This window comes from Caldimonas hydrothermalis, from assembly GCF_056746695.1.
Genome location: NZ_JBWQXA010000004.1, coordinates 80,557 through 94,711 on the forward strand (window position 1 = coordinate 80,557; position 14,155 = coordinate 94,711).

Sequence of the window (14,155 nt, forward strand, 5' to 3'; positions counted from 1 at the left end):
ATGCGCAACTTCCATGTCCCTGTCGGCGGCCTGATGGCCGCCACCCTGGCTGCTGTGGCGCTGGGGGGCTGTGCCCGCCCCCACGGCGGCATGGGTCATGGCCGGATGATGAGCGCCCCTTCGGCCGTGGCCGTGCTGGAGCCCACACGCGGCCAGGCCGCCAGCGGGCGCGTGATGTTCCACCAGATGGGCGACGACCAGGTCATGGTCCACGCGAGGGTCAAGGGGCTCAAACCCAACGCCGAACACGGCTTCCACATCCATGAAAAGGGTGATTGCTCCAGCGGCGATGGCATGAGCACGGGGGGGCACTTCAACCCCGGCGGCCATCCTCACGGCCCCCCCGAAGGGCCACGCCATGCCGGTGACATGCCCAACCTGCGCAGCAATGCCAACGGTGAAGCCGACATGCGGTTCACCCTCATCGGGATGAGCATCGGACGTGGGGTTGCCGACATCGTCGGGCGCGGCGTCATCGTGCACGCCGACCCCGACGACTACCGCACCCAGCCCACCGGCAACTCCGGCGCGCGCATCGCCTGCGGTGTGATCACCGCCCACACGCGATAATCTGTCGGCTGCCTCTCGCAGCCCCGCAAGGCGCGGTCCCCCGCGCCTTGTTTTTTGCATCCCTTCATGCCCATGAAGTCTTTGCGTCTGTACGCCGGGCCGGCCGCGCGCCGCCACATCGAGCGCCACGGCCTGCCGCCGCAGGCCGTGCGGGTCGTGGCCGGCGCCGCCGGCGGGCCCAAGGGCCTGATCCTGAACCACCTGGACCGCCACATCTTCGGCCAATGGCTCGCATCGTCGCGCCAGACGGTGCACCTCGTGGGGGCCTCGATCGGCGCCTGGCGCATGGCCACCGGCATGCTCGACGAGGCCCCGGCCCGTTTCGCAACCCTGGCCCACGACTACATCCACCAGCGCTACGAACTGCCACCGGGCAAGACCTACCCCAGTGCGCAGGAGGTCAGTCGTGTCTTCGCGCAGGAGCTGCACGGGTTCTTCGACGGCCACGTCGAGAGCCTCGTCGCCCACCCCCGCTACCGGCTGCACATCGTGGTCTCGCGCGGCCGCCACGTGCTGGGGCGGGAAGGGCCGCTGCGCACCCCCATCGGCTACCTCGGCGCGGCGCTGAGCAACGCGGTGGCCCGTCCAGGCCTGGGGCTGTGGCTGGAACGGGTGCTGTTCTCCACACCGGGCGAACCCCTGCCCGTGGACCTGTCCGACCTGCGTCACCGGCGCGTCGTGCTCGACGCCGCCAACTTCGAGGCCGCCTTGCTGGCCTCGTGCTCCATCCCCTTCGTGCTCAAGGCCGTGCACGACATCGCGGGCGCGCCGCCGGGGGCGTACTGGGACGGCGGCATCACCGACTACCACCTGCACTGGAACTATCCGAGCATGGGCGGGGGGATTGTGCTGTATCCCCATTTCCAGCGGGCTATCGTACCGGGCTGGCTGGACAAGCCGTTGCGCCGCCGCCACCGGGCCACGTCGGCGCTCGACAACGTCCTGGTGCTCGCGCCCGACCCGTCCTGGGTGGCCACCCTGCCCGACGGCAAGCTGCCCGACCGCAGCGACTTCAGGCGCTACGGCACCGACACCGAGGCCCGGGCCCGGGCCTGGCAGCGCTGCGTGGACGAGAGCGAGCGCCTGGCCGAGGAGTGGGCACAATGGCTGGGGCGCGGCACCCCCGCCGATGTCCTGGAACCCCTGTGAGATCGAACTGCACGTCCGAAGCCGAGGAAAACCGATGGGTCTGACCACCAGCCTGATCGTCATCGTCTTGCTGATCGGTGTCAGCGCATTCTTCTCGATGGCCGAGATCTCCCTGGCCGCCTCGCGCCGCCTGCGCCTGAGCCAGATGGCCGACGAAGGCAACCTGCGTGCCGCCGAGGTGCTGGCCGTGCAGGACCAGCCCGGCAGCTACTTCACGGTGGTGCAGATCGGCCTGAACGCCGTGGCCATCCTGGGCGGCATCGTGGGGGAGGGGGCCTTGACGCCCTATCTTGCCGCAGGGTTGGCTTGGTTCCTGGATCCGGTCACCGCAGCGCGGATCGGCTTTGCCCTGTCCTTCCTGCTCGTGACAGGCCTGTTCGTCGTCTTCGCCGACCTGTTCCCCAAGCGCGTGGGCATGATCGAACCCGAGCGCATCGCCACACGGCTGATCGGCCCGATGCGCTGGTGCATGCGCCTGCTCAAGCCGCTGGTGTGGGTCTTCGACACCCTGGCCACCGGGCTGTTCCGGCTCTTCGGCCTGCCGGTGTCGCGCGACGAGCGCATCACCCCCGACGACATCCTGGCCATGGCCGAGGCCGGCACCCAGGCCGGACTGCTGGCCGAGCAGGAGCAGCAGGTCATCGAGAACGTCTTCGAGCTCGACACCCGCACCGTGGAGAGCGCGATGACCACTCGCGAGCGCATCGTGTACTTCCTGCTGGACGACGACGACGCCCTGATCCGCACCCGCGTCGTCGAGCAGCCGCATTCCACCTACCTCGTGTGCGACGGCCATATCGACAAGGTCGTGGGCTACGTCGATGCGACCGATCTCTTCCAACGTGTGCTGCGCAACGAGCCGATCTCGCTGCAGGGCGAGAGCGGCCAGTCCCTGATCAAAAAGGTCCTGGTCGTGCCCGATCGCCTCACGCTGTCTGAGATGCTCGGCCAGTTCCGCCAAGCCCACGAGGACTTCGCCGTGATCGTCAACGAATACAGCCTGGTCGTGGGTGTGATCACGCTCAATGACGTGATGAGCACCGTGATGGGCAGCCTGGTCGGCCACGACGACGAGGAACAGATCGTGCGGCGCGAGGATGGCTCCTGGCTGGCCGACGGGATGACACCGATCCCCGACCTGCTGCGGGCTCTGGACCTCGACGAACTGCCCCACCAGGGCCAGTACGACACGCTGGCCGGCTTCCTGATGGTGATGCTGCGCCGCATCCCTCGGCGCACGGATGCGCTCACCTGGGGCGGCTGGCGCTTCGAGGTGATGGACGTCGACAGCTACCGCATCGACCAGGTGATGATCACCCGCGTGGTCTGACGCTCCGCCGCACAGCACTCACATCGACGCCTCGAGCATCGCGCGGTAGTCCTCGGCGCTGGCCTCGCGCGGATTGGTCTTGTGGCAATGGTCGGCCAGGGCTCCTTGGATCACGTGGTCGAACAGCTCGGGTGTGACCCCCATCGCGGCCAGCCCCCTGGGCAGCCCCAGCCGCGCGTTCATGTCGCGGATGGCTTCGGGAATGTCCCCGGGCGAGCGCAGGCCCATCGCATGGGCCATGCGATCCAGCCGGGCCTCGGCGCGCACCGAATCGGCACCGGCGTTGAAGCGCACCACCGCGGGCAGGAACATCGCGTTGAGCGTGCCGTGGTGCAGCCGCGGGTCGACGCCGCCCAGGCTGTGGCTGAGCGAATGCACACAACCCAGCCCCTTCTGGAAGGCCAGGGCGCCCTGCATCGAGGCGCTCATCATCTGTCGGCGGGCCTCGCGGTCACGGCCATCGCGCGTGGCACGCTCGATGTGAGCCCAGCCACGCGCCAGGCCGTCGAGCGCGATACCGTCGGCCGGCGGGTTGAAGGCCGCTGCCATGAAGGTCTCCATGCAATGGGCGATCGCATCCATGCCCGTGGCCGCCGTGAGCAGGGGCGGCAGGCCCAGGGTGAGTTCCGGGTCGCAGATCGCCACCCGGGGCACCAGGTGCCAGGAATGGAAGCCCAGCTTGCGGCCGTCGTCGACGATCACGATGGCGCCGCGGGCCACCTCGCTGCCGGTGCCGGCGGTGGTGGGCACCGCGATCACCGGGGCGGTCTGCGCGGTGATGCGCGGGCTGCCGCCCTCGATGGTGGCGTAGGTCTTCAACGGTCCGTCGTGTGTGGCCGCAATGGCCACGCCCTTGGCCAGGTCGATGCTGGAGCCGCCTCCCACGGCGATGAGCCCGTCGCAGCCCTGGGCCTGATAGATCGCCTGCGCAGCGCGTACGGCCGCCTCGGTGGGATTGGACGGCGTCTGGTCGAACACCGCCACCGGCAGGTCCTGCAAGGCGTCCAGCGCACGCTGCAGCACCCCCGCGGCCTTCACGCCGGCATCGCTGACCACCAGCGGCCGGCGCATGCCGATGCGCTCACATTCGCCGGGCAGCAGGCGCACGGCACCGAAATCGAACTGGATCTGGGTGATGTAGTGGATGAGGGCCATGGCGGTGGGGCAGGGCGGCAGACCGTGGAAAGAATCAGTATGCTTGCGGCATTGTCCCGGAGCCATCCGGATGCACCATGACACCTGTGCGTCACCCGCCTGCGGGTCGCACGGCTCAGACCCCTCCCAACCCGTCCGTGAGCCCTCCTGCAGACGCCTCCTTGCTGACCCCCCGCATGCGCGACGTGATCGACCGCATCCGCCGCGCCAACTTCACGCCCTTTCACCAGCTCGAGGTGTCCGCGGCCCGCCAGGCCTATCTGGCCGCCGCGGAGATCCTTGACCTGCCGCGGGCCCCGCTGGCGCGCGTGGAGGACCGCCACCTCGCCGGCCATGGCGGCGCCGTGCTGCCCGCACGGCTGTACGCGGTCTCGGACCAACGGTTGCCGGCCATGCTCTACCTGCACGGCGGGGGGTTCACCATCGGCGGCATCGAGACCCACGACAGCCTGTGCCGTCAGATCGCCCGGCTCAGCGGCGCAGCGGTAGTGTCGCTGGAATACCGGCTCGCCCCGGAGCACCGCTTCCCGACGGCCGTGAACGACGCCTGGGCCGCCTTGCAGGACCTGCGACGGCAGGCGCCCGCCTGGGGGCTGGACGGCTCGCGCCTGGCGGTAGGCGGCGACAGTGCCGGCGGTACCCTGGCAGCGGTGTGTGCCCTGCTGGCCCGCGATGCCGGCTTCGAGCTGGCCCTGCAGGTGCTCATCACGCCGGGCACCGCCGCCCACCAGGACACCGAGTCGCACCGACGCTTCGCACAGGGCTACCTCCTCGAGCGACCGGCCATCGACTGGTTCTTCAACCACTACATCGACCCCCATCAGCGCACCGACTGGCGCTTCGCCCCCCTGATGGCCGACGATCTCGACGGCGTGGCTCCGGCCTGGGTCGGCCTGGCCGAGGCGGACCCGCTGGTGGACGAGGGCATCGCCTATGCCGACCGGCTGCGCATGGCCGGCGTGCCGGTGGATCTGGAGGTCTACCGGGGGGTGACCCACGACTTCATCAAGATGGGACGGGCCCTGCCGGAAGCCCTCCATGCCCATGCCGCCATTGCCGCGCGACTGCGCGACACCTTCGGGACCGCCCCATGAAACGCAGTGACTTCCGCTTCCTCCATCGCCTGCGGGTGCGCTGGGCCGAGATCGATGCCCAGAACATCGTGTTCAACGGGCATTACCTCATGTACTTCGACACGGCCATGGCCGACTACTGGCGGGCTCTGGCACTGCCGTATCCGGACGCCCTGAAACCCTTCGGCGGCGATCTGTACGTGAAGAAGGCCAGCATCGAGTACCACGCCTCTGCGCGCTATGACGACTTGCTCGAGGTGGGCGCGCGCTGTGCGCGTATCGGCAACTCGTCGATGCAGTTCACGCTGGGCATCTTCCGCCAGGACGAACACCTCATCAGCGGAGAGCTGATCTATGTGTTCGCCGACCCGGACACCCAGAGCGCCAAGTCCGTGCCACCGGCCCTGCGTGAAATCCTGCAGGCCTTCGAAGCCGGACAGCCGATGGTCGAAGTCCGGCTGGGATCCTGGGCGGAACTGGGCGAGCACGCTCATGCGATCCGCCGCGCCGTGTTCATCGAAGAACAGCGCATCCCCCCCGAGATGGAGTGGGACGAGGCCGACGCCACCAGCCTGCATGCCGTGGCCTACAACCGCTTCGGCATGCCGTTGGCCACCGGCCGCCTGCTCGAGCATGTGCCCGGTGTGGCCAAGATCGGCCGCATGGCGGCCTTGCGCACCATGCGTGGCGGCGGGGTGGGGCGGGCCGTGCTCGAGGCCTTGATGCAGGCCGCCCGCGAGCAGGGCTATCGTGAGGCCGTCTTGCACGCGCAGACCTCGGCCGCCTCCTTCTATGCACGCTCGGGCTTCGTGCCGCGAGGGCCGCAGTTTGACGAGGTGGGCATCCCCCACGTGGAGATGGTCAAGACGCTGTGAGGCTGGCGCCTCTCGGACGCCGCCTCAGGGCCCGGTAGACAGGCCCGACGTCAAGGGCTGACCGGCGCGTCCCGAGGCCTGTGCGGCCTCGACCGACCCGCGTGTGCGCACCGAACGGGGCGGCCAGCCTTTGAGCTGCGAGCGGCGCAGCAGCGCCACCCCGGGGCCGCGGGCGCTGCTGAAGCTGCGCTCGATCACGTGGGTCACCAGCCGGCGACCCACCCGCTCGGTGATGATCACCGTCGAGGCACGGGTGCCGTAACGCCCATCGGGGGTGCGGATGAAGGCCGGCGAGAGCCAGCGCTCCCACTCCGGCGACAGGCCGGTGTGGGGCAGGAACTCGTCAGCGATCACCGTGCGGTCACCCAGCGCAGCAAACAGCGCTTCGGCCAGGCCATCGGCCGTGTCGGCCTCGCGCAAGGCAGCGCGCAAGCGCTGCTTGAGACGCTCCACCTTCGGCCATGGCGTGTCGAGCAGGGCGTTGGACAGGCCGTACACCCCCCGCTCCAGCCGCTGTGGGAAACGCGCCCGGTTCGAGCCCCAGAAGCAGTCGCCCTCGGCAAAATCCGCCGCGATGACGTTGAAGCCGTTGTAACCCGACAGCCCCACCTGCATCCAGAAGCGGTCCATCGAGAGATCACCGCGCAACCACAGCGGCACGATCTCGCCGCGGGACGGGGCCTGCGGGTCGATGTCCTTCGGGTTGCGCACATTGGTCACCAGCGCGAACCTTCCGGCAGCCGTCAGCCCCATCCAGGTGCCGCCGGCCTTGAGGTCGCGTCCGGCAAGGATCTCCGGCCCCTGCGGCGACGGCTGCCACCAGCCCAGCCGGGCTGTCGGCCGGTCGAAGTACTCGTCGCGGTTGGCCGCCACCACGAACGGAAAGCGGCGGCTCGCATCGATGGCCAGGCCTACGAGGCACATGGCACAAAGACTTCCACATGCCGGGGCCCGCGGCACCAGGGGGCCAACGCACGGGCCTCGTCCTCGATGTGCGCCTGGACCTCGGCCGTGATGCCGCCGGGTCGGGCGTAGATCTCCATCCAGGTCTGCATGCCGTCCTTCTCTTCGGGGCGCCTCAGCCACTGGGCCTGCAGTCCGGGCCAGGTCTGGCGCAGGCGGGACTGCAGTTGCCGCACGGCCGCAGCGGCCGCCACGGCGTCTGCCGAAGCCACCCGATAGTAGATGAAAAGCCAGCGCTCCTCCGCAGGGGCGCCGCCCCCGCCGGCCGGCTGGGACGTGGAGGAAGTCACGCCATCTCCCGGGGACATGCCCGAGCGTCTGCGAGCCGACGGCGCCTTTCAGCGGCTTGGCGGCAGGCCGGCCGGCTGCGGGCCGGCTCAGACATCGGTCAGCAGCGGATAGGGCACCGGCGACAGCCGCAGCGCCGGCGCATCCATCGTGCCGGCGTGCAGCGTGCCGCCTTCGGTGGCCGACAGCTTCAGCTCGGCCAAACCGGCCCACCCCCCCCGCGGATCGGGCGCGGCCAGCACGACGAGCCCGCTGGGCTGAGCGGGGTCGTCGCTGTGGAAGATCTCCTGACCTGGCGCGAGTGCCGCCGGGCCGTGCACGAGGAAGCCGCGGCGCTTGAGCGTGCCCCGGAACTGGCTGCGGGCCACCACTTCCTGGCCGGGGTAGCACCCCTTCTTGAAGTGGACGCCGCCCACGCTTTCCAGGTTGACCATCTGCGGCACGAGCTGGTCGGCGGTGGCCGCCGTGATGCGCGGGATGCCGCTTTGCACCTCCAGCCATTGCCAGCCGGCCTCGTTGAGCGTGCCGGGGCTGTGCAGGGCGGGTGCAGCGGCCTCGGCCGGGCCCACCCACACAGCGCGTGCCTGGCCGCCCACCTCGGGCAGGCGGATCAGCCGCCCCCCCCAGGATTCAGCCATCGCCCAGGGTTGGGCCAACGGAACCTGCCGTGCCGGTCCCCCGGCCAGGCCCACCACGCGCCGCTGCGGCGAGGCCTCGCCGAGCCGCACCTTGGCACGCAGCACGAACATCGACAGCCGCTTCAGCACGGAGGGCAGAAGATCGGCGCTGCAGGCCAGCGCGATACAGTCGGCGTCTTCGCGCCAGACGACGAAGGTCGCCAGCAGCCGCCCCTTGGGCGAGCAATAGCCGGCCAGGCGGGCCTCGCCCGGGGGCAGGTGGGTGATGTCCTGGGTGAGCTGGGCGTGCAGGAAGCTGGCGGCGTCTTCGCCAGTGGCATGGATCACACCGAGGTGGGGCAGGGGAGTGGCGCCTTCCAGGCGCGCGGCGGCAAGGGCCAGGGTCTCGTCCGGGGCAGCAGTCATGCGTCTATTATGATCACGGCCCCGAGTCCCTGCCCGCCGCGGGGCGGGCCTGCCGGCCCTGGACCCCGATGAAACTGCTGCGACGCCTGCTGCTCCTGTGTGTGCTCGCCGCGCTGGCCCTGGCTGGTGCGGCGGTCTGGTGGCTGCATCGCCCGCTCAGCCTGGCGACGCCCACCGTCGAACTTTCGGTGGAGCCGGGCATGAGTCCGCGCGCCATCGCCGAGGCCTGGGTGGCCGCGGGCGTGCAGACCTCGCCGAGCCTGCTCTACGAATGGTTCCGCTGGTCCGGGCAGGCGCGCCGCATCCGCGCCGGCAGCTACGAAGTCGCCGCGGGCACCTCCCCGCGCGCGCTGCTGGAAAAGATGGTGCTGGGCGATGAGACGCTGGTCACCGTGCGTCTGATCGAGGGCTGGACCTTCCGTCAGTTCCGCGCCGAGCTGGCCCGCGCCGAAGGCCTGCGCGCCGACACGGCGGCCATGAGCGACGCCCAGGTGATGGCAGCCCTGGGACGCCCCGGCGTGCACCCTGAGGGCCGCTTCTTCCCGGACACCTACGCCTACAGCCGTGGCAGCAGTGATCTGGCCGTGCTGCGCCGGGCCCTGCACGCGATGGAACGCCGCCTGGCCGCCGCCTGGGAGCAGCGCGCGCCCGACCTGCCGCTGCGCACGCCCGAGGAGGCGCTGATCCTGGCCTCCATTGTCGAGAAAGAAACCGGCCTGGAGGCCGATCGCGGCCTGGTGGCCGGGGTCTTCGTCAACCGCCTGCGCATCGGCATGCGGCTGCAGACCGATCCGACCGTCATCTACGGCCTGGGGGCCTCCTTCGACGGCAACCTGCGCCGGCGCGACCTCGAGACGGACACCCCCTACAACACCTACACCCGCAGCGGCCTGCCGCCCACACCGATTGCGATGCCGGGCAAGCGCTCGTTACTGGCGGCGGTGAACCCGCAACCCACACGGGCGCTGTACTTCGTGGCACGCGGTGACGGCACCAGCGTGTTCAGCGAAACCCTGACCGAGCACAACCGTGCCGTCAACCGCTACCAGCGTGGAGGCCCCTGATGCCACCCGTGTCCACGACCGAGTGCCGTTTCATCACTGTTGAAGGGATCGACGGCGCCGGCAAGTCGACCCATGTGACGGCGATGGTCGAACGCCTGCGCGCCCGCGGGCGCGAGGTGGTGCACACGCGCGAGCCGGGCGGCACCGCACTGGCCGAGGCCCTGCGCGAGCTCATCCTGCACCGGCCGATGGATGCGCTGACCGAGGCGCTGCTCATCTTCGCCGCGCGGCGCGACCACCTGCGCCAGGTGATCGAGCCCGCCCTGGCCCGCGGGGCCACCGTGGTCTGCGACCGCTTCACCGATGCGACCTTTGCCTACCAGGGGGCCGGACGCGGCTTCGACACGGCCGTGCTGGCCCAGCTCGAAGCCTGGGTGCAAGAGGGCAGGCACCCCGATCTCACCCTGTGGTTCGACGTGCCGCCGGCGGTGGCGGCGCAGCGCCTGGCGCATGCCCGCGTGCCCGACCGCTTCGAACAGGAGCCGCAGCGCTTCTTCGAGCGGGTGGCCGAAGGCTACCGCGAGCGCGCGCGGGCGCATCCGCAACGCTTCGTCATGATCCATTCCGACGCCCCGATCGAGGCCGTGCGCGCGCAGGTGGAGGCTGCCCTGGCGGCCCGGGGGTTGTGACCATGCCCCTGCCTTGGTTGGAACCGTTGCTGCCGGTTGTCCTGCGCGGTCAGCGCGGCCACGCTCTGATGCTGCACGGCCCGGCGGCGGCAGGCCAATTCGAACTCGCGCTGGCGGTGGCCCAGGCTTGGCTGTGCGAGGCCCCGCGGGCCGACGCGACGGCCTGCGGCCGGTGTGCGGCCTGCACCTTGGTGCACTCGCGCACGCACCCGGATCTGCGCGTGCTCGTGCCCGAGGCCCTGGCCGAGACGCTGGGCTGGGTGCTTCCTTCCGAGGGTGACGCCGCCTCGAGCAAGGCCAAACCGAGCAAGGACATCCGTGTCGAGGCGCTGCGCGCCGCGATCGAGTTTGCGCAGCAGACGTCCTCGCGGGGCCGGGCCCAGGTGGTGCTGATCCACCCGGCCGAACGCATGAACGCCGTCTCGGCCAATGCCTTGCTCAAAGTCCTGGAAGAACCCCCGGGGCAAGCCCGCTTCATCCTGTGCACCGGGGCACCCGACCGCCTGCTGCCCACGCTGCGCAGCCGCTGTCAGCTCGTGCCGCTGCCGAGTGTGCCGCGCGATCAGGCCCTGGCCTGGCTGGGTGAGCAGGGCGTGGAATCTCCTGAGGTGCTGCTGGATGCGGCCGGGGGGCTGCCGCTGGCCGCGTTCGAACTGCACCGCCAGGGCGTGCGTCCCGAGGCCTGGACGCGCCTGCCCCGCGCACTCGCGGCCGGGGAGGTCGGGGCGGTGGCGGGCTGGTCGGTGCCGATGCTGGTGGACGCGCTGAACCGATGCTGCGAGGATGGCCTGCGACTGGCCGTCGGCGGCACACCGCGCTACTTCGCACCGCAGGCCTGGGCCGGCCTGCAGCCCCGGCTGGCCCCGATGTTGGCCTGGCACGCCGAGCTCAAGCGTGTGGCACGTCACGACGAGCATCCCTGGCACGCCGGCCTGGCCACCGAATCCCTTGTGAGCAGCGCAAGCCGCGCCTTACACTGCGCCGAATGAGCGAACCGAACAGCCGCCCACCCAACATCCTGACCCCGTCCGCCGTCGGGGGCTCGCCGGCGCGTCCGAGCGTGATCCAGTTGGTGTTTCGCGAGAAGGGCGCCCTGTATGCCGCCTACATCTCGGCGTTCGCCGACGGCGGTCTGTTCGTCCCCACGACTCGCGAGTACCGGCTGGGCGAGGACATCTACCTGCTGCTGTCGCTGCCCGACGACCCCCAGCGCTACCCCGTGGCGGGCAAGGTGGCCTGGATCACCCCGGCCAACGCCTCGGGCGGCCGCACCCAGGGGGTGGGCGTGCGCTTTCCCAGCGACGAGAAATCACGTCTGCTCAAGCTCAAGATCGAAGAGCTGCTGGGCACGGCGATCCAGTCGGCCAAACCGACCCAGACCCTCTGAGTGGGCGCGGGGCCCGGCCCGGTGTGTCCCCGCAGGGCCTGCGGGCGGCCGCAGCCCGCAGGTGCGGGCTGCGGCCGCCTGCGGCACACTGCACTCTGCACAGTCCGTGCCGAAGCCCTCCATGCCATGTTCGTCGATTCCCATTGCCATCTGAGTTTTCCTGAACTGCGTGAACACCTGCCGGCGATCCGTGCCGCCATGGCCGAAGCCCGCGTGGACCGGGCCCTGTGCATCTGCACGACACTGGAGGAGTTCGACGAGGTCCATGCGCTCGCGCGCGAGCACGACAACTTCTGGGCCACCGCCGGCGTGCACCCCGACAACGAAGGGGTGCGTGAGCCCACGGTGGACGACCTGATCGCCCTGGCCGCGCGGCCCAAGGTCGTCGCCCTGGGGGAGACGGGCCTCGACTACTACCGCCTGGGCACGCGCACAGTGGCCGACATGGCTTGGCAGCGCGAGCGTTTCCGCGTGCACATCCGCGCCGCACGGGCCACCGGCAAGCCGCTGGTGATCCACACCCGCTCCGCCGCCGAGGACACGCTGCGCCTGATCGACGAGGAGGGGGCGGCTGAGGTCGGCGGGGTCTTCCATTGCTTCACCGAAACCCGTGACGTGGCACGGGCCGTCCTGGAGCGAGGCTTCTACCTCTCGTTTTCGGGGATCCTGACCTTCAAGAACGCGGCCGAGCTGCGCGAGGTGGCCGCCGAGGTGCCGCTGGAGCGCTGCCTGATCGAGACAGACAGCCCCTACCTGGCCCCGGTGCCGCACCGCGGCAAGCAGAACAACCCCTCGTACGTGCCCTACGTGGCTGCCGAACTGGCCCGGCTCAAAGGCCTGAGCGTCGAGACGGTGGCGCAGGCGACCCGTCGCAACTTTGAGCGCCTGTTCGGCATCCCCGCGGCGGACTGATGCCTCGCAACCCCGGCAGTCAGATGCTCATGAATCACTTGAGAAGATTCATTTATCTCATTGTCATAACTTTATTTTCTTCCGCGAATGCCGACTCCTATGACGATTTTTTCCGCGCCATCCGTGCCGACGACCCCCGCAGCTTGAGCGCCTTGTTTGCCCGCGGCTTCGACCCCAACACGATCGACCCGCAAGGCCGAACCCCGCTGAGCCTGGCCTTCCACTACGAAGCCTATGCCGCGGCGCTGGCGCTGGTGAGCCACCCGGACTTCCGCTTCGACGAGCCCAACGCCGCGGGCGAGACTCCTCTGATGCTGGCGGCGCTGCGCGGGCAGTGGGAACTGGCCCGGGCGCTGCTGGTGCGCGGCGCCCGGCTGGAGCGGCCCGGCTGGACACCGCTGCACTACGCGGCGGCCGGGGCCGACCCCCGCCTGGTGCAGTTGCTGATCGGCCACGGCGCCCCCTTGGATGCGCGCGCGCCCAATGGCAACACCCCCCTGATGATGGCCGCGCGCCACGGCAGCGAGGCTGGCGCCTGGGCCCTGCTGCAGGCCGGGGCCGACCCGCGGCTGCGCAATCAGGATGGCCTGACGGCGGCGGATTTCGCGCGCTCGGTCGACCGCGTGAACCTGGCGCGGGACCTCGAGCGCCGCTCGTCCATGCGCTCTGGCGGGCCCGACAGCGTGTCGGAATCGCGCTGACAGCCGCTTTGGCAAGGCGTCCACTGTCGATGAGGCCATGGCCGGCCTACAGTGACGTCATGGTCAACGCCCGAGGAGCCGTCCCATGACCCGCCTGCACACCACCGCCAACCCCTTTGCCCTGATGATGGATCCGCAGTCCGTGCTCGACGCGATGGAACGGTCCGAGCGCCTCAAGCGCCTGCAAAGCCGGGTGTGTCGCCCGCTGGACAAGCCCCTGCTGGGCCCGGTGCGCGGGGAACTGGCTGCCTACGACGACGGGATCGACGCCGAGCCCCTCTCCGACGAGACCTGAACGGCCGTCGCCCCCCCTGGCCCCCGGGGCGCCACCGACCGGGCTGCCTGCAGGCCCTGGCGGAAATGGGCCTGAGTCAGCGCGCGGGCCGCCTCGGCATCGCGCCGGCGCAGGGCGGCCAGGATGTCCCGGTGCTCCTGCAGCGACTGGGCCAGGCGCCCCTCGCTGAGCAGCGAGTTGTGGCGGTTGAGCTTCATCACCTTGCGCAGGTCGGTCACGATCTGCACGCGCCAGCGGTTGTCTGCGATCTCCAGCAAGCGCATGTGGAAGGCCTCGTTTAGGGCAAAAAAGGCCTCGCGGTCGTGCACCGCCGCCTCCAGGCGGGCATGCAAAGCCTCCAGTTCGGCCAACTGCGCCGACGACGCCCGACCCGCCACCTCGGCGGCCGCGTCACTCTCCAGCAGCATCAGCAGGTGATAGACCTCCCGTGTGTCGCGCTCCGACACTTCGGTCACATAAGCCCCGCGTCGGGGCCGTATCGTCACCAGCCCCTCGGAGGCCAGCACTTTCAGGGCCTCGCGCAGCGGCGTGCGGCTGATGCCGTAATCGCGCACCAGGGCCTGCTCGTCGATCCAACTGCCCGGTGGCAGGTTGTGCGCCAGGATGCGCTCGCGCAAGCGCTCAGCCACCTGCTCATACAGGGGCCGATCGTGCAGTGAAGGCGGCGGGGCAGGGGCGCTCATACACGCATAGTGTCGCCGAAAGTGCTGGTTGGTGTCTA

17 protein-coding genes are annotated in these 14,155 nt (G+C 70.2%); 12 read left to right on the top strand and 5 right to left on the bottom strand.

What is annotated here, in order from left to right; all coding sequences use genetic code 11:
* The 3 genes from AC1ECW_RS07220 to paeA all read left to right on the top strand — a co-directional run bounded on the left by AC1ECW_RS07220 (position 1) and on the right by paeA (position 3,049).
* Entirely contained in the window at positions 1–570 is a 570-nt protein-coding gene (locus AC1ECW_RS07220; protein WP_481201516.1) for a superoxide dismutase family protein, read from the top strand.
* A gap of 72 nt (positions 571–642) precedes the next feature.
* Positions 643–1,719 carry a patatin-like phospholipase family protein gene (locus AC1ECW_RS07225; RefSeq protein ID WP_409709716.1) on the top strand — a complete coding sequence of 359 codons (1,077 nt, stop codon included), beginning with the start codon at positions 643–645 and terminating at the stop codon, positions 1,717–1,719.
* A gap of 34 nt (positions 1,720–1,753) precedes the next feature.
* Positions 1,754–3,049 (top strand): polyamine export protein PaeA, encoded by a 1,296-nt coding sequence (gene paeA, locus AC1ECW_RS07230; RefSeq protein ID WP_481201517.1) that lies wholly within the window; start codon positions 1,754–1,756, stop codon positions 3,047–3,049.
* A gap of 18 nt (positions 3,050–3,067) precedes the next feature.
* On the opposite strand, the gene AC1ECW_RS07235 is transcribed toward paeA, so the two are convergent.
* The gene (locus AC1ECW_RS07235) at positions 3,068–4,204 is read right to left on the bottom strand and encodes an iron-containing alcohol dehydrogenase (RefSeq protein WP_481201518.1); all 1,137 of its coding nucleotides are present in this window, start codon (positions 4,202–4,204) and stop codon (positions 3,068–3,070) included.
* Positions 4,205–4,380: 176 nt separating this feature from the next.
* On the opposite strand from AC1ECW_RS07235, the gene AC1ECW_RS07240 reads away from it, so the two are divergent.
* Together AC1ECW_RS07240 and AC1ECW_RS07245 are read left to right on the top strand one after the other, a co-directional pair.
* The gene (locus tag AC1ECW_RS07240; RefSeq protein ID WP_409707282.1) at positions 4,381–5,298 is read left to right on the top strand and encodes an alpha/beta hydrolase; all 918 of its coding nucleotides are present in this window, start codon (positions 4,381–4,383) and stop codon (positions 5,296–5,298) included.
* Positions 5,295–6,152 carry a YbgC/FadM family acyl-CoA thioesterase gene (locus AC1ECW_RS07245; RefSeq protein WP_409707249.1) on the top strand — a complete coding sequence of 286 codons (858 nt, stop codon included), beginning with the start codon at positions 5,295–5,297 and terminating at the stop codon, positions 6,150–6,152. The genes AC1ECW_RS07240 and AC1ECW_RS07245 overlap by 4 nt, the downstream gene beginning before the upstream one ends.
* 24 nt (positions 6,153–6,176) lie before the next feature.
* Here the strand turns inward: AC1ECW_RS07245 and AC1ECW_RS07250 are convergent, their stop codons facing one another.
* From AC1ECW_RS07250 to ygfZ, 3 genes are all read right to left on the bottom strand, one after another.
* Positions 6,177–7,076 carry an NRDE family protein gene (locus tag AC1ECW_RS07250; RefSeq protein ID WP_409707252.1) on the bottom strand — a complete coding sequence of 300 codons (900 nt, stop codon included), beginning with the start codon at positions 7,074–7,076 and terminating at the stop codon, positions 6,177–6,179.
* On the bottom strand, positions 7,064–7,405 hold the full coding sequence (locus AC1ECW_RS07255) for a DUF4936 family protein (RefSeq protein WP_409707255.1): 342 nt from the start codon (positions 7,403–7,405) through the stop codon (positions 7,064–7,066). The genes AC1ECW_RS07250 and AC1ECW_RS07255 overlap by 13 nt, the downstream gene beginning before the upstream one ends.
* A gap of 87 nt (positions 7,406–7,492) precedes the next feature.
* Positions 7,493–8,446, bottom strand: coding sequence for a CAF17-like 4Fe-4S cluster assembly/insertion protein YgfZ (gene ygfZ, locus AC1ECW_RS07260; protein WP_481201519.1), 954 nt, complete (start codon positions 8,444–8,446; stop codon positions 7,493–7,495).
* A gap of 68 nt (positions 8,447–8,514) precedes the next feature.
* On the opposite strand from ygfZ, the gene mltG reads away from it, so the two are divergent.
* From mltG to AC1ECW_RS07295, 7 genes are all read left to right on the top strand, one after another.
* A complete protein-coding gene (mltG, locus tag AC1ECW_RS07265; RefSeq protein WP_409707261.1) occupies positions 8,515–9,510 on the top strand; it encodes an endolytic transglycosylase MltG in 996 nt (331 codons plus the stop codon).
* Positions 9,510–10,139 carry a dTMP kinase gene (tmk, locus tag AC1ECW_RS07270; protein ID WP_481201520.1) on the top strand — a complete coding sequence of 210 codons (630 nt, stop codon included), beginning with the start codon at positions 9,510–9,512 and terminating at the stop codon, positions 10,137–10,139. Before mltG ends, tmk begins: the two co-directional genes overlap by 1 nt.
* Before the next feature lie 26 nt (positions 10,140–10,165).
* On the top strand, positions 10,166–11,128 hold the full coding sequence (gene holB, locus AC1ECW_RS07275; protein WP_409707267.1) for a DNA polymerase III subunit delta': 963 nt from the start codon (positions 10,166–10,168) through the stop codon (positions 11,126–11,128).
* Complete coding sequence (locus AC1ECW_RS07280) at positions 11,125–11,526, top strand: PilZ domain-containing protein (protein ID WP_409707270.1); 402 nt, start codon at positions 11,125–11,127, stop codon at positions 11,524–11,526. Before holB ends, AC1ECW_RS07280 begins: the two co-directional genes overlap by 4 nt.
* Before the next feature lie 126 nt (positions 11,527–11,652).
* A complete protein-coding gene (locus AC1ECW_RS07285) occupies positions 11,653–12,438 on the top strand; it encodes a TatD family hydrolase (RefSeq protein WP_409707273.1) in 786 nt (261 codons plus the stop codon).
* Positions 12,439–12,467: 29 nt separating this feature from the next.
* Entirely contained in the window at positions 12,468–13,139 is a 672-nt protein-coding gene (locus tag AC1ECW_RS07290; protein ID WP_481201521.1) for an ankyrin repeat domain-containing protein, read from the top strand.
* Between the two features lie 85 nt (positions 13,140–13,224).
* Positions 13,225–13,434, top strand: a complete 210-nt coding sequence (locus AC1ECW_RS07295) for a hypothetical protein (RefSeq protein WP_409707279.1) — start codon at positions 13,225–13,227, stop codon at positions 13,432–13,434.
* On the opposite strand, the gene AC1ECW_RS07300 is transcribed toward AC1ECW_RS07295, so the two are convergent.
* Positions 13,389–14,117, bottom strand: a complete 729-nt coding sequence (locus AC1ECW_RS07300; protein ID WP_481201522.1) for a GntR family transcriptional regulator — start codon at positions 14,115–14,117, stop codon at positions 13,389–13,391. The two genes, AC1ECW_RS07295 and AC1ECW_RS07300, sit on opposite strands and share 46 nt — an antisense overlap.
* Positions 14,118–14,155 lie beyond the last annotated feature (38 nt).